Below are 22,940 nucleotides of genomic sequence, written 5' to 3' on the forward strand. Positions count from 1 at the left end.
TTTTCTATTTTGCCAAAGACCGTTCCGCCGCTTGAATCGCTTTCTCAATCAGACGCTGCGGCTGCAGCACCATGTTGCCATGTCCGGCCGCGAGCAGCGAAGGCTTCAAATCTCTTAATCGACGCGCTGTTACTAGACTTGTTCGTTTATCCCAAGTCGCCATTGCGGGAAAAGGAAACAGAAGCTTCAGCTGTCCGGATACCGCCACGCCAGCGCGTGTTTGGAAGGCATCGCCAACGATCAAAATGTCGTTTCTCGTATCCAGAAATGCCATTGAGCCCGGCGTATGCCCTGGCGCAGCAACCGCGAGCAAGGAGCCAACACGATCACCGTCCTGCAGCAGAACATCCGGCTTCGTGCGAACCTTCTTCGGTACGCCGCCGCGAATCGGAGTGCTCGGCTCGCCCGGCTCAAGCGAACGATCTCCCTCTAGCAGCTTCGCATCCCTTTTGGATATGAACACCTGGGCTGCTGGAAGCCGCTCCTTTAATCCATCGAGGGCGCCGATATGGTCATCATGAGCATGCGTCAGCACAATTCGATTAATGGGCTTACCTAGCTGATCAGCTGCTTGAAGAATAACTTTGATGTTGTTAGGCAGCGCTGCATCCACAAGCGTTAAGCCATCCTCTTCCTCAACCAAGTAGCAATTAACCGGAAACACATTTGGCAAATATGTCAGCTGTACCACCGTTTTCTCACGAGTCATTCTCATCCTAATCGGCCCCCTCAAATTAAAAAACTAATACCGTTAGTTTTATAATAAACTAATGTCATTAGTTTTTGCAAGCCCAAATTCAATTATTTGTTTTCGTTTAGGAGAAAAGCTTCAATTTCCGCCTTGTCAGGAATAGATGATTGAGCGCCGGCCTTCGTAACCGCGAGTGCTGCCGCAGCAGCGGCAAACGTTAAAGCTTGCTCAACAGGCAAGCCATCTGCGCTTGCTGCCGTATAGGCGCCAAAGAATGTATCGCCTGCTGCTGTCGTATCAACCGGCTTTACTCGGAAGGCTGGAATCGCCGCTGATTCACCCTGTTCATTTTGATAAAAGCAGCCCTTCTCGCCAAGTGTAATTATGACACTGTTTGTCCCCTTATCCAGAACCCACACCGCAGCCTCCTTGGCAGAGGAAATATCGCTTACCGCCAAGCCAGAGATGACTGCTGCCTCTGTTTCATTAATAATAAGGGTATGTATAAGAGGGAATACATGCTCTGGAATAGGCCTTGCGGGAGCAGGGTTATAAAATACTTTGACGCCGCTGCTGCTTGCGCTGCCCATCATGGATAAATTCGTCTCCCATGGGATCTCATTTTGAAGCAGCACCGCATACACATCTGTCCAATTCCCCGCGCCTGCTGCCGCATCATCCGCCGTAAGCTGTCCGTTCGACCCCTCTGACAAAATAATATGGTTCTCGCCTTCTTCGTTTACCGTAATAATGGCGAAACCTGAAGTGCCTTTTTTCCGTAATACTTGATCTGTGGCAATTCCATTATTTTGCAAGGCATTAATTAGCGTCTCTGCAAAAGGATCCTCGCCTACGGCGCCGACCATAGCGCATTTGCCGCCAGCCCGAGCTGCCGCAACCGCTTGATTGGCACCCTTGCCGCCTGGAAAAAAAGAAGTGGCTGTACTAGGTATCGTTTCTCCCGGCAACGGGAAGTTTCTCACATTGCTGACGATATCCATATTGATGCTTCCAACGACAAGCAATTTTTTCATCAATCATTCAATCCCTTCCATGTTCGTGTTATCCCATTCGTAATGTTTCAAGCATGAAACTATTTTAACAGAAGGAGAAGATATTGACATGATTACCGCTTTTATCATTGGCTGTGAAATTGGTTTTTGGGTATTTGTGCTTGCCGGACTATTATTCCGCTATATTTTCAAATTAAAGCTGCTAGGAACCTTATTCCTATTAGCTACTCCTCTTATCGATCTGGCGCTCGTTATCGCAACCGTCTATGATCTGCGCGGCGGTGCTGAAGCTACGTTCGCCCACAGTCTGGCAGCTGTCTATATAGGCGTTTCCATCGCCTTTGGGCATCGGATGATCAAATGGGCCGATGAGCGATTCGCTCATCGCTTCGCTGGCGGTCCCGCCCCTGCTGGGAAGCCGAAATTCGGCGCAGAGCATGCCCGATATGAACGGAATGGATGGCTGCATCAACTGCTTGCATGGGCAATCGGTTCCATCATTTTGTACGGCATGATTAGGATGGTCGGAGATGCAGCGCGAACGGAAGCTTTATTTCATATGCTTCGTCTCTGGTCACTCGTGCTCGGCATTGATTTTCTTATTAGCTTCAGCTTTACGATATGGCCGCGCAAGAATAAGGGGCTGTCTCAAAAGGACTAAACTCGCTAGGGAACTAGCTCGCTTTGAACAAAAGTGAAAAGATGGCGGTGCAGGGGTCATTCCTGTACGGCCATCTTTTATTCTCAAATGAAGACCATCTATGCAGCATCAACAAATTTTTCGATCGTAGAGGAACTTAGGTTGCAATTACAGTCACAATTAAATGAATTGCTCGGCCCATAACAGCATTTAAAATAAAGACGTCAACCAAAGCATTCTTTCTCTTATTGTCTTCAATGGGCTTAGCTTTCTTGTAAAAGCTAAAGCCCTTCAAGAGTGCTATTCAACGTTCAAGAGTGCTATTCAACGTTCAAGTCCCATTGCGCAGCGAAGGACTGCCTCTCGGCAGTCCTTCCGTTATTGAACTAACGTTATCCGCTGTCGTAAATTTCAGCACGGTGCCTCGTTGATTAGTTCAACCCGCTCGTCTTGTCTTCATGTCTGCCTGTTAAGCCGACCGCCTGCCCTCTACCCGGCTCCGGCACTCGCGTGAGAATGACTATGCCTGCGATGAACAGGATGACGAGACTGAACACGCCCATGCTCGTGTTGCCGGTGAGCTGCGCGGTTACGCCGACGAGAAGGGGGCCTAGAACCGAAGCGAACTTGTCGAAAATATTATAAAACCCGAAAAATCGATTGGCGTTCTCCTTAGGCACCATCCGTGCGAAGTAAGACCGGCTCAGCGCCTGGATGCCGCCTTGCGAAGTGGCGACCAGCATCGCAAGCACCCAGAAATCGAACGCCGATTTCATGAAATACGCGTAGATACATACGATGATATAGACGCAGATGCCGACGTACAGCATGATTTTTCCCGAGAACCGATCTGCCAGACGCCCGTACAACATCGCGAACGGAGCAGCTACGACTTGCGTGACAAACAATATGATGAGCAGGTCGGTCGATTCGATGCCCAGATCGGTCCCATAGGCTGTGGACATCGTAATGATTGTCCCTACGCCGTCGATGTAAAAGAAATAAGCGAGCAAGAATAAGAAAATCGCACGATGCTGCTTGATTTGCTTTAATGTCTCGTAGAGACGCTTGAAGCTGTTAGCAACGATGCGAGGCTCGCGGTTCAAGTAATGCTTCTGTCGTACGTTGCGGAGCATGGGCAGGGTGAAGACGCCCCACCAGAGGGCCGTAATGAAGAACGCGATTTGGCTCGCCGCCGTGACGGAGATCGGCAGAACCTCTTGCTTAGCAAGAAGAATGATCGCGATGCTTATGATAAAAGGAATCGTGCTCCCTATATATCCAATCGCAAATCCGCGGGCAGACACTTTGTTCATTCGTTCGTCGTTAGTGACGTCCACGAGGAAGGCATCGTAGAACACATTGGAGCCCGCCGAACCGATCGCGATGAACATATAACAGAGGAGCAGCAGCTCCCAACTGTCGTTCGGAATAAACGTGAGCAGCGCAGTGGCGACGATGCCGAGCAAGCTGAAGCCTGCGAAAAACGTTTTTTTGAACCCTTGGTAATCCGCAATCGTGCCCAAGATCGGGCCTAACAGGGCAAGGATAAACGTTGAAATCGCAATCGTATATCCCAGGTAAGCCGTAGAATTTGTGGCGCTAATGCCAGCGTCCTCTGCCGCCGCTTTGTAGAAGAGCGGAAAGATGGCAGTCGAAATGATGATGGAGTAGGCGGAATGGCCCCAGTCGTACCACATCCAGCTTTTTTCTTCCTTCGAAAATGACCTCATAAACTTGGCCTCCTGAATGAACCGAATGCTCTTATTGTATAGGAAATGGGGACTTCCGGGAGCAAAGAACAAAAAATTTACAATACACCGGGTTCGCCAAGCGCAAAGTATCTACTGTTAAAAATATCGGTAAAACTATTTTGATGTAATTTTCGAATAATAACGATTAAATTTGACTGAATAAATTAATACATAGATAACGATTAGTGCAGCAAACAAATTTAGAAAAATCAACGAGAAGTTCAAATTGAAAAATTGAGTTAGCACTCCGACTCCAACAGGAGGAACAATGAATCCGGAGTAAGCGCATATATAAAATGCCGAAATGACTCGCGGACGTTCTTCCGGCTTCGGCAACTGGCTGGCAAACCTTAAAGAAACTTGAAAAGTCCATCCGGCGCCAATTGCTTGAATAATTATACCAGCCCAGAGCAAAAATAAACTCGCTGTCTGACCAGAAAAAACGATGACCCACGATCCAGTGGCAAGGAAGAGGATTCCAATACGCATCCGAGTAACGGGATTACGCGGCCAAGGGAAGAACTGCATCAAAGCTCCCCCGCCTAGAAGGACCAGAATTAACAACCCGGAAATAGAAAGATTGTCGGTGTGAATAACGTTCTTGGCAAATGAAGGAATTAGAGAAAATACAATTCCGCCTAACGTAAAAACAGTAAAGATTGGAAGTCCGATAAATGACCAAAAATGGGTACGAATATGGTCTGGAACACCTAGCGAAATTTTAGTTTTATCTGTTGGCTTCTGCGCTTGGGAATCTTCATTCTTCGGTAACATTTCCAGAACGACCAAGGAACTGACTAACATGACAAGCAGAAACCAATATGGCAGCCGAAGCGGCATAAAATGAACATATTGCACAATTAAGCCTGAAATAGCTGGGCCCAGGCCAAAACCGATGTTTACTATTACTCCTGATAACTTAATTGCCATACCCACTTTATTTTGAGAGGTTTGTTTTAATAAAAAAGCGCTAGCAGTACCTGTAAAAGCTCCATATGCAATGCCTTCCAAAATCCTTGCAGCATAGAGCATCCAAACGTTAATACTCATTAAAAAGATCAATGTCGAAGCAATAGAAATCCAAATACTGATGCGAAGCACTCTTTTCAATCCCCAGGCGTTCCCTCTGGCCCCAACGACAAGCAAGGTCGGCAGCAGGATAGCGGCATAAACGGCAAACAAGATCGTGATTTCCAGACTGCTCAGCCGATAATGCTCCCCATATAAAGGGAATAATGAGGAAATAAACGTAGCTCCGCAGGACATCATAAGAACAACCCAAAGCATTCTTTTCATAAAATCTCCTCTTTCTAATTTGAGATTACCTCCTAGTAGGTAATCTCAAAGTTCAAATGTTTATCTTGTAATTAGATGAAACTGGAAGAAATACAAACTTCAATATACTTACTTACTAGTTGGTAAGTTTTCTTCAAAAAAATTTAACTTCTAATTAACCTATCTATTTGGTCAGTAATTTTAGATAATATGTCCTTTTCTAACACGCGTTTGTACTGCAGGCTACCTTTAATGCATGACAAGACGGCATAGGCTAAAGATTCAACGTCAACGGAACTTTTAACTACCCCTTCTTTTTGCGCTTCTGTTAGGAGTTCCATCCAAATCGTCAATTCAAACCGGCTTAGTTCTTGGACTTTTACTTGAACGACTTCCGGAAGGGATTCAAAGTCCGTTTGAAGCGAAGATATTGGACAAATGCCTTTATTCCCTAGCTTTAATTGTTTAGTCATTAATCTTTTTATTTTCTCTTCGACGGATATTGAAGCGTTATTCACGGACAACATTAATGTATGCAAAGTCTGATGGATCCTATCCGTTAAAGCAACCGCTAAATCCTCCTTCTTTTCGAAATGGTAATGAATGCTTGCCTTTGTCACACCTAATTGCTTAGATATATGGTCATAACTAATTGCAACATAACCTTTTTCGCGGATCAGATCCAGCGACAGGTCAAGAATTTGTGTTTTTCTATTTTCCATAAACAAATACTAACTTACTAGTTGATAAGTTGTCAAGAAGAGCAGTTCGTTCAGGTGGACAATATTCTCAGTCAGGAAGAGGTCGCGGAGCTCACAGAGGCGATGGAAGAGTGATGGTCAGCACCGGCTCATATTACAAGGTGCTTAATCAAAAGGTCAACGTCTGGCGTGACCATGGCATCATAGCTAAATATTCGCTGCATGCCAGAATCGCCCAAGCGGCAAGTGAAAAGGAGCAGCCAATCGGCTGCTCCTTTTACATACGCACAAAATGAGATGTTATGCACATCGTTTTGCATGTTCGTCACGTAATCATTAACACCTTACATAATTGCGTTTGAAACCAAGTTGCCCTTTATCTACCGCCTTCTGAATAGTTTCGGAAGCGTGTAGAAACTTGCTTTTTGTCTTGTCCCGTTTGACTTCTACTTGACCAACTGCTTTTGCGGTCTCGACAGCCTTATCATGGAGAGGCGAATAGGATACCCCCACGGTGTAAAGAAAACTATTCATTGCATATTTTGTTCGTTCGGGAGAATCGTGAATCGTATTTTGCACGATTTCAAGCATATTGGCAAGTTTGCTTTCGGAAAATTCGCCGTCCGGTCGACTACCCAAAAGCCAGCAGTAACAACTCCAGCCTGCTGACATTCTCAGTTCTTCGCCGCTTGCGATCCATTTATCGGAAACTTCTTGTGCAATATCTGTTTCTGCCAAGGTTACAGCCACTACATAGTCGGATAGCATATAAAAATAAGCCGAATCTATCCAACGGTTAAAATCATCATCGGTCATTGCTTTTGGGTCTGCAATTATACCGGCAAAGTACATGGCATCGTAATTTCCGCTTGCGTAAAGCTGCTCCGCCAAAGGTTGGTTTTTTTTAATTTTCTTGGCGATTGGTTTCATTGCGCCTGTAGCCACACCAAAAAGCGGTTCGTGCGCGCCATTGGATACGTATATTTTCTTGGTACGTTCTTTGCCGAGAGCTTCAAGCTCATGCATAACCATCTCGGAATTCATTGTTTAACACTTCCTTATTCATGAAGGATTTCACCAATTTTATCATAAACACATACTGGACAGCCATAGTGTACTGCATTTGTCTCCTTGTCATACGGTTTAATCCGTATAAAACAGCTATTTTACTAGTGTCAGACTCTGACTTATGGCCGTGACTCTAGTTTTTGACGACGCATGGAGAATGCAGGCAATTTTACATATATAAGACTGCATGAATCTAGTAATTGCTGGTATAATAGTAGACCTACATAGCCTAAGAATACTAAAGGAGACTTGTATGAAAAAAAATGTATACGTGATCATTTTGATCTGTGGGTTGATTAGTATTTCCGGTTATATACCAAACCAAGCGGCAGCAAGTGGTAATTATACAGCCAGGGTATACACCGACTCATTGAATGTCCGCAGTGAGCCTTCACTTGAATCGTCGATCGTAGGTGCTTTGAAGAATCGCGAGTTGGTCACCGTTTCGAGTGAAGAACACGGCTGGCTGCGCATCAAGTCGGACCGGGTCTCCGGCTGGACGGCAGGTCATTATTTGAAGAAGGTCGATGGCAGTGTCGTAACGGCATCGGCGACAGATCAAGATGGCATTGTGCAAAAGAGTTCTGAAACCACCCGGGCGACTGTGCTCGCGGATTCGCTGCGGATCAGGGCTGGCGCCGGATTGAACTATAAGGTTCTAGGAGGCCTAACAAAGGGTGAGGCTGTTACGATAATGGACAACCAGGAAGGATGGGTTCGGATCCAGACTCCGGATGGGCAAATCGGCTGGGTATCCGATCGTTATATCGTGAAAGGCGCAAAACAAACGGCGGCGGTTTCTTCGGGAAAATCGAATGGACTTAAGGGGAAGGTAATCGTCATTGACCCCGGTCACGGCGGAGATGATCCTGGAATGATCGGTACGAAATATGAAACGATAGAGAAAGAGCTTAATTTGAGCACCTCCTCCTACCTCGAGGATGAGCTTCGCAGCCGCGGAGCTCGCGTCGTCATGACAAGAACGAAGGATGAGGAGAGGCCCAAGCTTTCCGACAGGGTGAAAATAAGCGAATCCGCCGGGGCAGATGCTTTCGTCAGCATCCATTATAATTCTTCGGAGAAAAAAACTTCCGGCATACTTACCTTCTATTATTCGGAAACGAAAGATCAACCATTGGCCCGCGCGATAGAAAACAGACTTTCAGATGGCATCGGCTTGAAGAGCAACGGGATTTCTTTTGGCAATCTTCACGTTTTGAGGGAAAATGATAGGGTATCTACACTCGTAGAGCTCGGTTTCTTGTCCAACGCAAAGGATGAATCCATTGTCCGCGTCTCCGACTACCAGAAGAAAGCAGCCAAAGCAATTGCAAAAGGGCTGGAGGATTACTTCAGCAGGTAACTGCAAATTTGATCGGACAAGAGCAGACCGCCCGCTTTGGGCGGTCTGTTTTTTCTTGTAGGGGTCTCGCCATCAAAACGATCAATAGATTAAGTTTCTTATACGCCGGTGAAAAGAAGGCTGATATCCTCGTTGCCGTTCTTCGTCTTCCATCCGTTGTAGCCTGCCGCATCGGTAATGCCCGGTTTGAACGTGAGTACATACACCTGGCCCGGCTTCATGTCCTTGGACAGCTTCAGCGTTACCTCGGTAACGACCGCACCCGTGTTGTTTAATTCGTCGCGAGAGATAGCGACGGCGTCCCCTCCCTGTTCCTTCATTACGAAGAACGGCTCGTTGACGTTTTTCACTGGTTCGCTGAATACGACCTTAATCGTCGTCCGGCTCAAGACGATAACCTGGTTCGCATACGGAGCCTCGTTGGCGACAATGGTTCCCGCGAACGCGGATTCGTTCGCGCCGTCCTGCGAGATGAGTGACGACACGCCATTTACCCTCGCCGTGTACACGTGGCCAGGATGGAACAAGCCCGGATTCGGATCAGTTCCCGTGCGGAATTGGACAGCAATGACCCTATTCGTTCCCGGCTTGCGGACAGCGTATTTGCTCCAGCCGGACATCGAAACGTTGGCGCCGTTGTCCTTAAGAATCGTTACAGCTAAGGAACCGACATCCGCGTCCTTGATATCTCTGTCGAACGTGATCTCGATGGTGTTCTCGTTAACCGCGGCTATGCTCTGAAGCTTAACCGGAAGGATCGGATTGAAGATGCCTCCGAATAGAAGGCCCGATTTCGAATCCATCACGTTGCCAGCCAGGTCGGGAATGCCCGACACGGTAAGGTTGTACACGGTCTTGTCTTGTTGGGCGGAAGTCCGCAGCGTGACGGTGCGTCCCTCGTTGTCCAGGCTCGCTGATATGATCGTCAAGCCGCCAATGGTGTACCGTCCAGTCTGTACGGCAATATCCCGATTTACCTTCTCGCTGAATTTGACAGTCAATGACGCATCCGTATTCACCTTAAATTCCGAATCGATGATCGTCGGCTTTACCGCGTCGTCGTTGCCGATGATGGACAAATCCGATCGCGTGTCCATCACGTTGCCGGAGAGATCTTTGACGTTCTTGACAGTCAGCCAGTACCTGGTGTTATCCGACTGATTCGACGTGGAGAACGTGACCTGTCTCTTATCCGAAGAGAGTTGCAGATTCGTTAGCTTCAGATTGCCGGAAAACGAGTAGTTCGCGGGACTCGTAGCCGTCTTGTTTTCAACCGGCTCAGAGAATGTCAGGATATATGCGCGAGCCGTTACCCGGTCGAATCCGGTTATCGCAGGCTTCACCAAGTCCGATCTCGTCGAAGAGAAATCCCAAGCTTTTCCATCGATGGTTAAGTAATGCTTGCGGTTCTCGAGCTGGTTGCTCGTCGTGAGCAATATTGACATCCCGTCTCCGCCGACCGTCGCGAGAATGATCGGCACGACGTTGTCAAGATCGTCACGCAGAGAGAATCGTCCGATATCCGCCGAGTCGGTCTTCGCCTTCAGGTTCACTCGCACCGTCTGGACGTTCAGTCCTTCGATCGACTTCACGTCCAGCACACTATCCCAGCCCGTATAGACCGCGTAGACAGCTTCTACGAGCACGCCTCGCGTGGCGTGGACCGTGTAGTCGTTCCGAGGGGTGATCCAGCCTTTGCTAAGAGCGGTTCCGACCGCAACCTTCGCCCAGGCCGATACTTTGCCAACGAAGCCGACGTTCGGGCTGGCAGGGACGTTGTTGACCTTCACCAGCACGGTGGCCAATTCTTCGACCTTCACCGGGGTTTTCGGCTCGAATCGGTTACCCCCTTTACCGATCATGATGCCCGCGCTTCGCACCGCTTGGACAGCCGCGAACGACCAGCGCGTCTTCAGCACGTCCACGAAGCCGGGCGTGGAATTGGAACGAGGCAATTCGAGCAGCTTGTAGAGCACGGTAGCGAATTGTTCGCGGGACATTGATTCGTTCAGGCGGGACGAGCCGTCCTCGAAACCGGTCATAATTCCTTGCCGCTTCAGCACTTGGAACTTCTCCTCCGTTGTGAGCGTCGCCGCTCCCGCTGCAGGGACGGCCAATCCAAGGAGCAACGATAACGCGAGCAATGCCAATGCGATTTTCCTCATCTTTGCAGTCCTCCTATAGAATTTCTGCTGGAACCGCGGAAAAAGAAAAGACCGTAAGCGGATGCGGACCAGCGAATATACCCTCTTTAACGACGCCACGGAGGAAAATGTTTCTGTCGAAGGCTGTCTCATCCAAAACTAGTCACGATTCGAGCAAACTTCCGTAAATCCGCCGCGAGCTTATATCAACAAAATAAATACAGCCGAAGTCTTTAATGGGATGGAATGATTCGAATATCCTTATCCAAATTGGCAAGCATCATGTAATTGCGGTTGAAAGTAAAGATGCGTTTTACCTGATAATAGGACATGGACACAGCAGTTAATGCTTCGCTGAGCGAGAAACGGAGCTCGGGCCTGTCCATAAGCAGTCTGCGCGATTCCCTCTCAAATTCGGGGCCGCTGGAGATGATCTCCAGCTTCCCTTTGCTCACTGCCTTATCAATTGCATTCAGAAAATATTCCGCCTGCTGATAGCTGTATTCATTGCGAAGCCATACGTGAAGATCAAATATAATGGAGTTGGTAGTCACATAATTACGTTCAAGATCATGCAAATCCAAAAACAGGGAACGGGCTTTCAAATAGCGGGGGTCTTCAGGGTTCATTAAGGCGGCTAAAGCCGTTTCATCCAGAAAAATAGTTTCCTGTATGTTCAAGTAGTTATCCATATGTAAGCACTCCTTAATCCTCTAGTTTGCAAATACCATCCAAATACAGAAGTGGGTTATCTTCCTTTTGATCCACTGAGATTGGGGTTGATTCGTATGGGGCGCTTGCCAGGTATTGGACAATGATTCCATTGACGATTTCTTGCACGGTCGTATGCTGCATATCGGCGATTGCTTTCAGCTCATCATAATATTGCGGATTGAGTTCTATAGTACCTTCTTCTTCTTGTACTTCACTTCTTGAGGAAATGAATTCGGAAGCGGTAGACTTCGCTTTTTCGATAAAGCGTTTGTAATTATTCACCATCGTGATTCACTCCTTATGCATAGCTTTTATATTAATTCGTCTAATTTTGTCGATTTAAGGGGGTAGTGTCGGGTGGAAAGTTAGCTTCTGGCTTCTAGCAAGGTGATGAGCGTCTTGGGTAAATTGGAAACATTTTTGGAGTTGGAAGAGTCTAATAGAGAAAGTAAGGGGATGGCTCACATTGAATAAATATTTATATGCAGTACTGATTTGTATCAGCATAGTGATATCTGGTTGCAGTCATAGCAAAGGAGAGGAATTTACACTTTCGGGGAAAATCACATCAATTGATGAAAAGAAGGGTTATGTTTACATCAATGACGTCACAGAAATCGAGTATAAAGACTACAAAAAATTACAGGTTGGTCAATCTGTAAAATTCACTTTATACAGTTTATCTAATGATGATATCTGGGATCCCAAGCTAATAAAAGTAAAGTCTGTTGAAGTCCTGAAGACTCCTTAAACGTCAATAGAAAAATCTGGAGTTCTCCCGTTTGCGTAACCTAGGAAGGGCCACAGGTGAGCTACTTTAATACTTTAATTTTAAATCTGTAAGCAACATAAGCTATTGTAAAAACAATCATACTACCAACTGTGTTAATAGCAAGATAAGGTTTAACGTAGCCGGAACAGTAAAAGGGTAGCTCTTCGCACAATAATTCAAAGCCCGCGGACGGAAACTCGTGTCCATACCATGGGAAACCTTTAGCCATCAAATTTGCCAGCAAAGTAACGCCTAGTTTATCCACTGCTTGCGTTACTAAAAGAGTATGTATTAACAAAAAATATGTCTTTTTGAAAACTGCTTCTGTCGGTTTAGTTCAGCTAAAGTAATAACCAATGAACCTAGATAAGGAATGATTGTAAACATGATTCCATAATAAAGCCAAGAGATTGACCTGCTTTGATCTGCGGGAGCATTAAATAGCGCCGAGTAACTGAATCCAGCAAGCATGTAGGTTAAAAAGTAAAGCATCGTATACGTCGCCGCTATAATAAAAGTTCGTTTTATAAAAGTTCCTACACACGTCGAGAGTCTATTCATTAAAGAAATACGCATACTATATTCTCCTTATACAGAAACCATCTATTATGATAATATGTCCAATTACTAGACGCTTGTATTCCCCCTTTTGTTTCTAAAAAAGAAAAAGACTTCCGAAAAGCTCGAATAACGAGTTTTTTCGGAAGTCATTATTATTATACTTGCGGAATATGGCGCCAGCCGCCGTATGCGGTAATATCCTCTGCATTCGCAGCAGCGTATGCTTCACAGACGAAACCGGATACCTCTGTACCATCATCCAGCTCAACCTTGCCAATGCCTAGCGGCGCCGGAATTAAGGAAGTGAACGTTCCGAAGGCTGCCGGAGACATTTCCCAAAGCTCGAGCTCAATGGATGCGCCGCCCTGCAATTGCTTGATCATGCCTGGCTTCGCTGGCGTCGTTGGCAGCTTCACCAGCTTATAGCGAGGTGCCGATCTCGCCTCGCGCATGAAGCGCGCATTGAGGCCATTCATTTGCTTCTCAAGCGGATAGCCTCGCATATGCAAGCCGCAAACCGCAACTACGATCATCTCTTCAACAGGATCGGATGCAGCCCCTGTTTCATTTACCGCTGTCAGCTCGGTCAAAGTCAACGTATCATCAGCGACTGCCTGCGAATTTTCATTTCCGGCAGCATTTCCCGATTCAGCAGTTCCCTCACCTTCGCTCACGAACGAACGCGCAGCTTCGTTAATAAGATGCTCATTCTCCGCAAGCGCGAACAGCGTAATGCCAAATGGCAGCCGCTCATCCGCAATTCCTGCCGGTACAGCTACTGCACATAAATCGAGTAGGTTGCAGTGGTTTGTGTAGCGTCCCATGTCGCTATTCGTGCGGATCGGGTCCTGCCTCACTTGCTCGCGCGTCCATGTTCCGCCGCAGGTCGGCATGACGAGCACCGCATCCTGCAGCAGCTTTCGCGCTTCAAGCTTATAAGCCTGCAGCTTGTGCATCGCGCTGAATACCGAAGTCGCATCATGCTTTGCCGCAGCACCCGAGCGCAATACTTGTTCCGTCACCGGAAAGGCAACATTCGGATTCGTTTCAATAAAATCTCTTAAATCCGCCCAGCGCTCCGCAACCCATGGACCATCGTACAAAATAGCAGCCGCATCCGAAAATAACTCGTAATCCACATACGCAATCGGAATGTTTAATTTCTCTATGCGCTTCACCGCAGCTTGCCAAGCTTCCTCATATTTCTCTGCGAACGGTCCATAGAAATCTACCGGCTGCTTCGGCAAACAGAAATTGGCTGGCAGTTTTGCTTCTTGCCTCGGCACATACCGCGACCAAGGGTCATTCTCGTCAACGCCTCTAGCGATGCTATCCACGACAAGAGCATCCTCCAGGCTATGCGCAAATACGGTAACGCAGTCAAGGCTGGCGCAAGCAGGCACAACGCCCTTCACCGGCCATGAGCCGAGACTTGGCTTATAGCCGACAAGCTCATTAAGCGCAGCCGGCACCCTTCCGGAGCCAGCCGTATCTGTCCCGAGCGAAAATACGGCTTGGCCGCGGGCAACAGCAACGGCCGAGCCGGAGCTCGAACCGCCGCTGATCAGCTCCGGACGAAGCGAATTATGGGCTTCGCCATAAGGGCTTCGAGTGCCGACAAGCCCAGTCGCGAACTGGTCTAGGTTCGTTTTGCCAATCGGAATCGCTCCTGCCGCGACAAGCCGCTCCACGACAGACGCATGCTCCTGCGGCGTATAAGCGAATGTCTCGCAGCCAGCCGTCGTCGGAACGCCGGCTACATCGATATTGTCCTTGATCGCAAACGGGATACCCCAAAGCGGAGCATTAGCTGGGTCAAGCAGAGCCAGCCTTTCCAAATAAGGCTTAAGCGAAGCCATAGACGGAGGCGTAATCCATATATTCATGCCCGCATCTGATATTGATCGCTGCACGATTTCCGCTATAACATCCTCTGGCGTCAATAACCCGCTCGCATAGCTTTTTTCCAGCCATTCAATCGATAGCTTCTGTGGAATGGTCACTTTTGTCATACGACCGCCTCCGTTTCCTCATGCTGCAAGATCCCAACGATCAACTGGCCCGTATGCACCTGATCGCCCGGCTCTACATGCACGGAGCAGACTTCGCCGTCGCATGAGGCTTGCTGCGAAAATTCCATTTTCATGCTTTCTACGATGAGCAAGGTGTCCCCTTTCTTCACCTGCTCGCCAATGCCTACAAGCACCTTCCACACACTGCCCGGCATCGTGCAGCGAATAGCAGCCGCGCCCTCCTGCAGCTCTTCCTCCTGCTCGGCCCGCGCCGGCTCGTGCTCCGCCACATACTCGGCAAGACCAAGCTCCTTCCAGCTCTCGCGCTCCGCTTGGAACGAGGCTTGCTGCTTCTCCTTGAACGCCGCGGCGCTCTCTTCAATAGAGCCTAGAAATTTCAAATATTCGCCTAGATCAAACGTCGTTTCGGTAATGTCCGCTTCATATCTGCCGCGCAGGAAATCCTCGCGAAGCCTCAGCAGCTCATCGGCCTCCACCGGATAAAATTGAATTTGGTCAAAAAACCGCAGCAGCCATGGCTTGCCTGGCCTGAAGCTCTCTGTGCTGCGCAGGCGGTTCCACATTTGAATCGTTCGGCCAACGAATTGGTAGCCGCCCGGACCCTCCATGCCGTATACGCACATGTAGGCGCCGCCGATACCGACGGCATTTTCCGGCGTCCATGTTCTTGCCGGATTATATTTCGTCGTAACAAGGCGGTGACGCGGATCAACCGGCGTCGCAACCGGAGCGCCTAAATATACGTCGCCTAAGCCAAGCACAAGATAGTTAGCTTCGTATACGATTTTTTGCACGTCTTCGATGCTGTCCAGCCCGTTAATCCGTCTGATGAATTCAATATTGCTCGGGCACCAAGGGGCATCCGGGCGAACGGTTTGCTGATAGCGGTCAATCGCCAGCTGCGTTGCCGGATCATCCCATGAGAGCGGCAAGCGAACGATACGCGAGGGTACTTGAATCGTCTCCAAAGGCGGCAGCGAGCTGTCCAGCTCCAAAATAAGCTTGCACGCCTCGTTAACTGTAATTTTGGAACGGTCAATGTGTACCTGCAAGGAGCGAATGCCCGGCGTCAAATCCAGTACCGGAATTTGTCCGGACTGCTCGATCGCCTGCATAAGCGCATGCGCTTGGAAGCGCAGCAGCAGATCCAGCTCCAGATCGCCGTATTCCACAAGCAAATTCTCATCGCCGCTGCAGCGGATTTTGATCGGGAATCTGCGGCCTTCTACTTCATTAACGAGCAGCGGGTAATCCGGCGTCAAAGCCGATGCCGTATCCGAAAGCTCAGCAGAAGGCAAACCATTGCGTGCCGAGCCTCCGATCGCCTCCAAGTTGCGCTCTTGCACATCGCGAAGCTCATCCGCTTCTTCAAGCGTCAACAACCGGAAGCGCACTTTATCGCCGGCATGCAGCTGGCCAATTTTCCAAAACTGCGCCGAAGCTGTCGTCACCGGACATACAAAGCCGCCAAGGCTAGGTCCATCCGGGCCCAGCAGGATTGGCATGTCGCCAGTCAAATCAAGCGTACCGATCGCATACGCGTTATCGTGAATATTCGATGGGTGAAGTCCTGCTTCTCCGCCATCCTCCCGCGTCCATAGCGGTGCAGGCCCAATCAATCGAACCCCGGTGCGCGAGCTGTTAAAATGAACCTCATAAGCCGTCTCGGAAAGCTGCTTCAAATATTCAGGCTTCAAAAACTCCCCCGTACAATGCGGTCCGGGAATGACGCCAATCGTCCATTCACGCGACATCTGCGGACGTTCACTCGGAGCAAGCTCCACCAACAACTCAGGCTCAGCCGCTTTGTTTACGCCAACCACGTCGCCTGCACGAAGCGCGCGTCCGCCATGCCCGCCAAACCCGCCAAGCGTGAACGTCGCCGCGCTTCCAAGAACACGCGGCATATCGAAGCCGCCTGCAACGAGCAAATACGTGCGCAAGCCCATTTGCGCTTCCCCAAAGCTAAGCAACTGGCCGCGATCCGCAAAAGTTGGCTTGTACAGCTCAACCTTCACGCCGTCCAGTTCCGCTGCCATATCCGCGCCGGTAATACAGAACCATACGCCGCTGCGGAATTTATAAGCGCCGCCGCGCAGCGTTAGTTCAAGACCAGCGGCCTGATCATCGTTGCCGAGCAGTTTATTGCCGATTCGGAAGGAGTAAGGGTCCATCGGCCCGCATGGCGGAACGCCGACATCCCAGTGACCGACACGTCCCGGCCAATCCTGAACGGTCGTTTGCACGCCTCCGTCTACAACCTCGATCGCATGCTCGGCAGGCTCAAAGCCATTTAACAGCTGCGTATAGACATGACCGTCTACAACCTCTTGATCGCCAAGCAGAGCCTGCAAATATTGCAGGTTTGTCGTAATGCCGTACATCCTTGTCTCGCCAAGCGCCTGAATCAGCTTCTTGATCGCTTCCTCGCGATTTGCGCCGTGAACGATAATTTTCGCAAGCATCGGATCATAAAGCGTCGTCACCGTAAGGCCGTCTCTTACCCATGACTCATTGCGGGCGTTTTCCGAAAATACAGCTTGATCAAGCTGGCCCGCGCTCGGACGGAAGTTCTGCAAGCAATCCTCCGCGTAAATGCGCGCTTGAATGCTGTGGCCGACAGGCGCTTTCACAAGCGACTGCAAATCCGTAAGCTCATTAGCCGCTTCCCGGACCATCCATTCCACTAAATCAACGCCCAACACCTCTTCCGTAACGCCATGCTCCACTTGAAGCCTCGTGTTCACCTCAAGAAAATAAAATTCGCATGTTTCCGGATCATACAAATATTCGACCGTTCCAGCGCTTCGGTAACCCGCTTCTGCCGCAAGGCGCTTCGAGGATTCGAACATCGCATTCCGAACCTCTTCCGTCAGATTTGGAGCAGGGCTTTCTTCAATGACCTTCTGGTTGCGGCGCTGGATCGAGCAATCCCGCTCGCCCAAAGTGACAACCTCGCCAAAGCCATTGCCGAATATTTGCACCTCGACGTGGCGCGCTCTCGCAATATATTTCTCCAAAAACAATCCGCCGTTTTTGAAGTTTGTTTCCGCCAAATGCTTCACGCCGTCATAGGCCGAGCGCAGCGCTTCCTCATCCGCGCATACCCGCATTCCGATGCCGCCTCCGCCCGCGGTGCTTTTCAAAATAACCGGATAACCGATTTGGGCAGCCTGTACGAGCGCTTCCTGCAGCTCCGTAATCAATGCCGTACCCGGCAATAGCGGGACGCCTGCCCGCTCGGCAAGCTCCCGCGCCGAATGCTTGAGGCCAAACATCTCCATTTGCTCAGGAGTCGGCCCAATAAATACGATGCCGTGCTCGCGGCAAGCGCGTGCAAAGTCAGCATTTTCGCTGAGGAAGCCATAGCCCGGATGAATCGCCTGCGCGCCTGTCTCAAGCGCTGTTTGCAAAATTAGGTCTGTATTCAAATAGCTCTCTTTAGCCGGTCCTTCCCCAATAAGTATTGCTTCATCTGCATGATCGACATGCAGACTGTCTTGGTCGGCGCTGGTGTATACGGCGACAGATGCGATGCCAAGCTTGCGCAAGGTTCGCTCTATGCGAACGGCGATCGCGCCGCGGTTTGCAATCAATACTTTCGTGAACATCGTAACCTCTCCTCGCCAAGTGATTCTTCTGTAGATCTACCAAGTATAAAAGACTCTATTGCTCCCAAATGAGCACCCGAACCGGAGTTGGATTATAAGCATTGCACGGGTTGTTAAGCTGCGGACAATTGCTGAGCAGCACCGTTGTGCGGCAAAGCGATTCCAGCTCCACATAAGCGCCGGGCGAGGATACGCCATCCGCGAACTGAAGGCCGCCGTCAGCCGTAACCGGCACATTCATGAAGAAGTTTATGTTCGGAGCCAAATCCCGTTTCGTATAGTTTTCATTCCGCTTCGCCAGCTGCAGCATAAACGTATCGCGGCAGTTATGCATGTGCAGCTTGTCATGCGAGTATCGAACCGTGTTGCTTTGTGCCGAGCATGAGCCGCCGACCGTATCATGGCGACCGCATGTATCTGCAACGATCTTCAGCATTTCCTTGCCGGACTCTGACAGCAGCACCGTACCTGTCGTCAAATAGATATTGCCTTGACCAACGATCGTCGCAACCGCACTGTAATGATCCTCCGGTTGATCCGCATCGTAAAACAAGGTGTCGGCCGCTTGATTTCCGTCCAAATCGACGATTCTTAGCACTTGCCCCGGCTCCAAATCATACATCCAGCCATCGCCGGCGGCTATCACTTCATCGTATATGGCATCCTCTGCCTTACGCGGGCTTTCCACTCGATTAAAAACAGACATATGTCATTCCTCCTGATCTATGATGGGTATTGCTAAGCTTATAGACCTTGCAGCAAGTAATATTCTTGCGTATTTTCATAGGCGCGCCGGTTCTCCGGACGGTAGTTCAAGCAATAATCATCATCCGTTACAGCCTCAGCTTCAAGCACCTCGATTTGAACGGGCACCGACGGGTATTCACCGCTTGGATCAAGCGGGTTTGGCGTGTTCGACAGCACCAGCAGGACATCCATATCAGTTCTCAGCGTTACGGTCGCACCAGCCTCGCAATGCTCCGAGCTGAAATGCATAACGCCCTGCTCATCGCAGAACACCTTGGAGAACAGATTCACGACGGGAACCAGATCCCTTACTCCGAGTCCGTTTCTTACCAGCTCCACCGCAAAATTTTCTTGTCCGCTATGCAGCCATTCATTACGCAGCTCCTGGTAAGTGGTCTTGCCGTATTTGGCATCCGTCGCCGCGCGGCTCGTGTAGCCGCATATCGCATCATGCCAGCCAAGCTCGTCGTCCACGATGCTGGCAAGCGACCTGCCGTTATCGCTCATGAGTATATTTCCTTTAGTTAGATGTGAGGTATGCTGCGCTTTTAACGTGTCCGGCATGTTATAGCGTTCCGTCAAATCCTTTGCATTGTATAAAAGCAAGGATATATTCGCTCCCGCCTCGAGCGCGGTGAACCGTAGCAATCTCCCTCGACTAATCGTTCCTGACCATTTGCCGCCCGGTCGAATGGTTGTGCTCCAAATGCTGCTCATCCTTGTTTCCCCCTCAAAAAATGTTGGTCTTAAAAATTAAAGAAAGCCCGCGAGAGTAATCTCCCAGGCTTTTATCCTTCCGTGTACTATAGCGGGCTCCGTTATCCAATAACTGCCCTGCTATATGCCGTCTCTCGGACCAGACCTGCTACATGCCGACGATTCAGTTCAACTATTGCAAATCGTCAGCCGTCTTCAGCGGAACCCTAGACAGCTCTTCGTCCTCAATGGCAATCACGAGAACCTATATGTTATTGTGATGTTTCCTAACGTTTAATCGAAGTATAATCGGGTTCAACTAATATTGTCAATATTGATGTTAGGTATTATCACACTAACCTTAAACCCAAGGGAACAGGCGACGATTTAGAAAAGCAAACACCCGATCGCTTACAAGACCGAGCAAGCCGATGACGATAATGCCGACAAAGATTTCATCGGTATTTAGAAACCGCTGCGCCTTCATAATCTGATAGCCTAGTCCGCTGCTTACAGCTACGAGCTCCGCTACAACAAGATAAGTCCAAGCCCAGCCTAGAATGAGACGAAGCGTATTCATCAGTTGAGGCTGGATAGCCGGTATGATAACGGTCTCGATTGCCTTCCATCTCGATGCTCCCAGCGTAAACGAAGCATGCAGCAGGTCATGCGATACGCGTCTAGTAATATCCGAGACCATCAGCACCAGCTGGAAGAAGCAGCCGATAAAAATTAACAGCACCTTAGCCCATTCTCCGATGCCGGCCCATACCATAATGAGCGGAATGAAGGCAACCGCCGGCATATAACGGATAAATTCCATTGGCGGCTCTACGAATGCTTCGCCGTACTTAAACGTGCCGGCAAACACTCCGATTGGAATGGCAATCACGCAGGCAAGCAAGAATCCAGCTGTAACCCTGAATACGCTAATTCCGATATGCCCCCAATACTCCGGGCTGCCGAGATTCAATATGAGCTGAACGAGCACGGCATGCGGCTTCGGCAGGAAGATCGGACTAACCGTCTCGGTATAGCTGAGCAGCGACCAAATGCCAATCAGCAATACGAAGGAGATCCCCGCCGTTACGGCAAACGGCTTTGGGCCGATGTCTTTGAATATTTGAAATGTATACGGTTTACGTCGTAGTGGCGTCCCCATCGCTTATCACTTCCCTGCTTTATGATTTACAAACTGCGGATCCAGCAGCTCATCAACGCTATCGAGCTTGTCGACCATCTCAAGCTTAAAGAGAAAATCCGCTGTTTTCAGACCTGTGTAGCTAAGCGATGTATAATCGTCGCCCTTCTCAAACGCCTTGACGTTATCCTCTACTCCGAATAGCTTGATGCTGTCTAAGCCAAGCTTGAAATCTTCCGGTGTCGTTTCCGCCTTCTCAGCGAGCAGTTTAATCGCTTCTTCCTTGTTATCCTCATACCAAGCCAGTGCATCGAACCAGGCATCGACGATTTTTTGCACATCTTCCGGGCGATTCTTCACAACCGAATCACGGAACACAAGCAAGTCAGGAATGAGTCCCGGCGTATCCTTGGACGAATAAAGCACCTTGCCTTTGCCTTCCTTCACAGCAGTCGTTTGGAATGGCTCCCAAAGCACCGAAGCATCCGTGTTACCCGAAATAAAGGCAGGCCCCGCATCATTCACCGTCATGTTCACATATTTAATGTCCTTCTCGTCCATTCCGTTTTCGGCAAGCGCAGTAAGCAAAAGGAAGTGATCAACCGTACCAAGCTCCGTCGCAACTGTTTTGCCTTTTAAGTCTTTGATGGAATTTATGTCAGGTTTACTTACAATCGCATCTCCGCCAAAGGAGTTATCATTTACAAGGACAGCCTTTAGACCGATCCCCTTAGAAAGAGGAGCGAGTGAATCGCTTAACGTCTGGCTGTTCGCATCAACCTTGCCAGCTACGATCGCTTGAAGCGAGTCGCTGTATACCGGGAAAAACTCCAGCTTCACGTCAACATCGTGCTTCTCGAAAAAACCCTTCTCCTCTACCAAATACCACATATACCAACCCGGCCAAGGACTAAGCGCAATCGTAATCGGATTGTCCGTTGCCCCTCCCGACGTTTCCTTTGTTTTTCCGGAACAAGCAGCCATAAACACCATCGATACGATAAGCATAAGAACCAATGTTGCCTTCAATGATTTTTTCATTACGCCCCACTCCTGTCATCTTTTTACTAGCGCCTGCCTAAAAAGTCCTATAAAAAAACAAAAACCAGGGAGAATGATCTCCCAGGCTTTTATCCTTCCGTGTTATATAGATGATCGGCCGCTTCCCCGCTTCATCTATACGCCGTCTCTTGGACCAGTCTTAACCACTTGCCGAACGCATTCTTGCTGCGCCGAGTCGTCGTTAACGGAACCCTAGACTGCTAGCTGCTCTCATCAATAATGGTAAAGAGCCGATATTCATTTGTTATAAAACCTTACGTTTAACCGAATTATAGTGTGGATCGTACGGATATGTCAATAACTATGTTAGGTTTTATTACATAAAGTTTAAAAGATACGAAAAAAGGGGCTGCCCCAAAAGTGCTCGCACGGAATAGAAACACCCAAATTCTGCTCGTTTACTTGTTCCTAACTACGAAGTTTTTTAACCAGTTAGTTGAGAGCCCTAAAGCCCTAAAGCTCCTGTCTTACTCTCCTAACCTTACTTTCCACAAGCTTTTTCGCTTATTCCATCGCTCATTGTTCTAACCCGTATGTTTGAAATAAAATGCTACCTCAAATCATTTCAGTTTTGTGGAATGAACAGGAAAAACTCCATCTATTTTCCTGATAAGTCGCCAGTTTGTTCATTTAGCTGGAAAAACTCCCGTTAGTCAGAGCACTTTCACCGAAATAGGGTCAAAAGCGAGATATTAACGGGAGAAAATCCATCTAAACCTGATTTTTGCCAAAAAACACTTGAAATAACGGGAGTTTTTCCCGTTAATGCTCACTCAAGAGGGCTCAGCCCCAAGAATGATTGTACCCGAGACTACAGAAGAACCAGGGATTCCGCCGATTCCAGCTTCGTGGCTTGCCACAGGTAAGCCTGGAGGCGGGGAGACTTTCGCTTGCCCACAATCTCATGAAGCCAAGCAACCATAGACCTAAATAGAAAAATAGCGGTACAGGAAT

Annotated in this window: 19 protein-coding genes, 1 pseudogene and 2 riboswitches; of the genes and pseudogenes, 4 read left to right on the forward strand and 16 right to left on the reverse strand. The window is 48.9% G+C overall.

All coding sequences use genetic code 11. The features are described from left to right. Positions 1–4: 4 nt before the first annotated feature. Positions 5–715, reverse strand: a complete 711-nt coding sequence (locus AC1TPC_RS00880; RefSeq protein WP_482064993.1) for an MBL fold metallo-hydrolase — start codon at positions 713–715, stop codon at positions 5–7. A gap of 86 nt (positions 716–801) precedes the next feature. Beyond that, entirely contained in the window at positions 802–1,725 is a 924-nt protein-coding gene (gene rbsK / locus AC1TPC_RS00885; protein ID WP_482065318.1) for a ribokinase, read from the reverse strand. Positions 1,726–1,813: 88 nt separating this feature from the next. On the opposite strand from rbsK, the gene AC1TPC_RS00890 reads away from it, so the two are divergent. Next, positions 1,814–2,365: a hypothetical protein gene (locus AC1TPC_RS00890; RefSeq protein ID WP_482064994.1), complete on the forward strand. Its 552-nt coding sequence runs from the start codon at positions 1,814–1,816 to the stop codon at positions 2,363–2,365. Positions 2,366–2,775: 410 nt separating this feature from the next. Here AC1TPC_RS00890 and AC1TPC_RS00895 read toward each other — a convergent pair whose 3' ends face one another. The 3 genes from AC1TPC_RS00895 to AC1TPC_RS00905 all read right to left on the reverse strand — a co-directional run bounded on the left by AC1TPC_RS00895 (position 2,776) and on the right by AC1TPC_RS00905 (position 6,095). After that, the gene (locus AC1TPC_RS00895) at positions 2,776–4,077 is read right to left on the reverse strand and encodes an MFS transporter (protein ID WP_482064995.1); all 1,302 of its coding nucleotides are present in this window, start codon (positions 4,075–4,077) and stop codon (positions 2,776–2,778) included. A gap of 135 nt (positions 4,078–4,212) precedes the next feature. Then, positions 4,213–5,394 (reverse strand): MFS transporter, encoded by a 1,182-nt coding sequence (locus AC1TPC_RS00900; protein WP_482064996.1) that lies wholly within the window; start codon positions 5,392–5,394, stop codon positions 4,213–4,215. 143 nt (positions 5,395–5,537) lie between these two features. After that, entirely contained in the window at positions 5,538–6,095 is a 558-nt protein-coding gene (locus AC1TPC_RS00905) for a TetR/AcrR family transcriptional regulator (protein WP_482064997.1), read from the reverse strand. 110 nt (positions 6,096–6,205) lie between these two features. Between AC1TPC_RS00905 and AC1TPC_RS00910 the strand changes: the two genes are divergently transcribed. Beyond that, entirely contained in the window at positions 6,206–6,370 is a 165-nt protein-coding gene (locus AC1TPC_RS00910; protein ID WP_482064998.1) for a hypothetical protein, read from the forward strand. Positions 6,371–6,410: 40 nt separating this feature from the next. Here AC1TPC_RS00910 and AC1TPC_RS00915 read toward each other — a convergent pair whose 3' ends face one another. After that, positions 6,411–7,118, reverse strand: a complete 708-nt coding sequence (locus AC1TPC_RS00915; protein WP_482064999.1) for a DNA alkylation repair protein — start codon at positions 7,116–7,118, stop codon at positions 6,411–6,413. A 277-nt stretch (positions 7,119–7,395) separates the two neighbouring features. On the opposite strand from AC1TPC_RS00915, the gene AC1TPC_RS00920 reads away from it, so the two are divergent. Next, complete coding sequence (locus tag AC1TPC_RS00920) at positions 7,396–8,505, forward strand: N-acetylmuramoyl-L-alanine amidase family protein (RefSeq protein ID WP_482065000.1); 1,110 nt, start codon at positions 7,396–7,398, stop codon at positions 8,503–8,505. Between the two features lie 98 nt (positions 8,506–8,603). Here AC1TPC_RS00920 and AC1TPC_RS00925 read toward each other — a convergent pair whose 3' ends face one another. From AC1TPC_RS00925 to AC1TPC_RS00940, 4 genes and pseudogenes are all read right to left on the reverse strand, one after another. Next, positions 8,604–10,301 carry an Ig-like domain-containing domain gene (locus AC1TPC_RS00925; RefSeq protein WP_482065319.1) on the reverse strand — a complete coding sequence of 566 codons (1,698 nt, stop codon included), beginning with the start codon at positions 10,299–10,301 and terminating at the stop codon, positions 8,604–8,606. Between the two features lie 30 nt (positions 10,302–10,331). Beyond that, positions 10,332–10,802 (reverse strand): annotated as a pseudogene (locus AC1TPC_RS00930) (S-layer homology domain-containing protein); the annotation flags it as partial. 80 nt (positions 10,803–10,882) lie between these two features. Then, positions 10,883–11,341: a type II toxin-antitoxin system VapC family toxin gene (locus AC1TPC_RS00935; protein ID WP_482065001.1), complete on the reverse strand. Its 459-nt coding sequence runs from the start codon at positions 11,339–11,341 to the stop codon at positions 10,883–10,885. A gap of 13 nt (positions 11,342–11,354) precedes the next feature. Then, positions 11,355–11,648, reverse strand: coding sequence for a hypothetical protein (locus AC1TPC_RS00940; RefSeq protein ID WP_482065002.1), 294 nt, complete (start codon positions 11,646–11,648; stop codon positions 11,355–11,357). A gap of 181 nt (positions 11,649–11,829) precedes the next feature. On the opposite strand from AC1TPC_RS00940, the gene AC1TPC_RS00945 reads away from it, so the two are divergent. Beyond that, on the forward strand, positions 11,830–12,114 hold the full coding sequence (locus AC1TPC_RS00945) for a hypothetical protein (RefSeq protein WP_482065003.1): 285 nt from the start codon (positions 11,830–11,832) through the stop codon (positions 12,112–12,114). 737 nt (positions 12,115–12,851) lie between these two features. Here AC1TPC_RS00945 and atzF read toward each other — a convergent pair. The 6 genes from atzF to AC1TPC_RS00975 all read right to left on the reverse strand — a co-directional run bounded on the left by atzF (position 12,852) and on the right by AC1TPC_RS00975 (position 21,965). Next, complete coding sequence (gene atzF / locus AC1TPC_RS00950; RefSeq protein WP_482065004.1) at positions 12,852–14,708, reverse strand: allophanate hydrolase; 1,857 nt, start codon at positions 14,706–14,708, stop codon at positions 12,852–12,854. Continuing rightward, positions 14,705–18,340 carry an urea carboxylase gene (gene uca, locus AC1TPC_RS00955; RefSeq protein WP_482065005.1) on the reverse strand — a complete coding sequence of 1,212 codons (3,636 nt, stop codon included), beginning with the start codon at positions 18,338–18,340 and terminating at the stop codon, positions 14,705–14,707. The genes atzF and uca overlap by 4 nt, the downstream gene beginning before the upstream one ends. Before the next feature lie 55 nt (positions 18,341–18,395). Continuing rightward, positions 18,396–19,046 carry an urea amidolyase associated protein UAAP2 gene (locus tag AC1TPC_RS00960; RefSeq protein ID WP_482065006.1) on the reverse strand — a complete coding sequence of 217 codons (651 nt, stop codon included), beginning with the start codon at positions 19,044–19,046 and terminating at the stop codon, positions 18,396–18,398. Between the two features lie 38 nt (positions 19,047–19,084). After that, positions 19,085–19,804 carry an urea amidolyase associated protein UAAP1 gene (locus tag AC1TPC_RS00965; RefSeq protein ID WP_482065007.1) on the reverse strand — a complete coding sequence of 240 codons (720 nt, stop codon included), beginning with the start codon at positions 19,802–19,804 and terminating at the stop codon, positions 19,085–19,087. Positions 19,805–19,862: 58 nt separating this feature from the next. After that, positions 19,863–20,025: riboswitch (guanidine-I (ykkC/yxkD leader) on the reverse strand. Positions 20,026–20,144: 119 nt separating this feature from the next. After that, a complete protein-coding gene (locus tag AC1TPC_RS00970) occupies positions 20,145–20,945 on the reverse strand; it encodes an ABC transporter permease (protein ID WP_482065008.1) in 801 nt (266 codons plus the stop codon). Positions 20,946–20,951: 6 nt separating this feature from the next. Beyond that, positions 20,952–21,965 (reverse strand): ABC transporter substrate-binding protein, encoded by a 1,014-nt coding sequence (locus AC1TPC_RS00975; protein ID WP_482065009.1) that lies wholly within the window; start codon positions 21,963–21,965, stop codon positions 20,952–20,954. Between the two features lie 76 nt (positions 21,966–22,041). Then, positions 22,042–22,193, reverse strand: a riboswitch (guanidine-I (ykkC/yxkD leader). Positions 22,194–22,940: the final 747 nt, after the last annotated feature.

This window comes from Paenibacillus sp. Y280 (assembly GCF_056786335.1).

What these genes read in the sequence shown, in the direction of transcription:
- AC1TPC_RS00880 (WP_482064993.1), bottom strand. Translation starts at nt 715, where the DNA reads ATGAGAATGACTCGTGAGAAAACGGTGGTACAGCTGACATATTTGCCA.
- rbsK (WP_482065318.1), bottom strand. Translation starts at nt 1,725, where the DNA reads ATGAAAAAATTGCTTGTCGTTGGAAGCATCAATATGGATATCGTCAGC.
- AC1TPC_RS00890 (WP_482064994.1), top strand. Translation starts at nt 1,814, where the DNA reads ATGATTACCGCTTTTATCATTGGCTGTGAAATTGGTTTTTGGGTATTT.
- AC1TPC_RS00895 (WP_482064995.1), bottom strand. Translation starts at nt 4,077, where the DNA reads ATGAGGTCATTTTCGAAGGAAGAAAAAAGCTGGATGTGGTACGACTGG.
- AC1TPC_RS00900 (WP_482064996.1), bottom strand. Translation starts at nt 5,394, where the DNA reads ATGAAAAGAATGCTTTGGGTTGTTCTTATGATGTCCTGCGGAGCTACG.
- AC1TPC_RS00905 (WP_482064997.1), bottom strand. Translation starts at nt 6,095, where the DNA reads ATGGAAAATAGAAAAACACAAATTCTTGACCTGTCGCTGGATCTGATC.
- AC1TPC_RS00915 (WP_482064999.1), bottom strand. Translation starts at nt 7,118, where the DNA reads ATGAATTCCGAGATGGTTATGCATGAGCTTGAAGCTCTCGGCAAAGAA.
- AC1TPC_RS00920 (WP_482065000.1), top strand. Translation starts at nt 7,396, where the DNA reads ATGAAAAAAAATGTATACGTGATCATTTTGATCTGTGGGTTGATTAGT.
- AC1TPC_RS00935 (WP_482065001.1), bottom strand. Translation starts at nt 11,341, where the DNA reads ATGGATAACTACTTGAACATACAGGAAACTATTTTTCTGGATGAAACG.
- AC1TPC_RS00940 (WP_482065002.1), bottom strand. Translation starts at nt 11,648, where the DNA reads ATGGTGAATAATTACAAACGCTTTATCGAAAAAGCGAAGTCTACCGCT.
- atzF (WP_482065004.1), bottom strand. Translation starts at nt 14,708, where the DNA reads ATGACAAAAGTGACCATTCCACAGAAGCTATCGATTGAATGGCTGGAA.
- uca (WP_482065005.1), bottom strand. Translation starts at nt 18,340, where the DNA reads ATGTTCACGAAAGTATTGATTGCAAACCGCGGCGCGATCGCCGTTCGC.
- AC1TPC_RS00960 (WP_482065006.1), bottom strand. Translation starts at nt 19,046, where the DNA reads ATGTCTGTTTTTAATCGAGTGGAAAGCCCGCGTAAGGCAGAGGATGCC.
- AC1TPC_RS00965 (WP_482065007.1), bottom strand. Translation starts at nt 19,804, where the DNA reads ATGAGCAGCATTTGGAGCACAACCATTCGACCGGGCGGCAAATGGTCA.
- AC1TPC_RS00970 (WP_482065008.1), bottom strand. Translation starts at nt 20,945, where the DNA reads ATGGGGACGCCACTACGACGTAAACCGTATACATTTCAAATATTCAAA.
- AC1TPC_RS00975 (WP_482065009.1), bottom strand. Translation starts at nt 21,965, where the DNA reads ATGAAAAAATCATTGAAGGCAACATTGGTTCTTATGCTTATCGTATCG.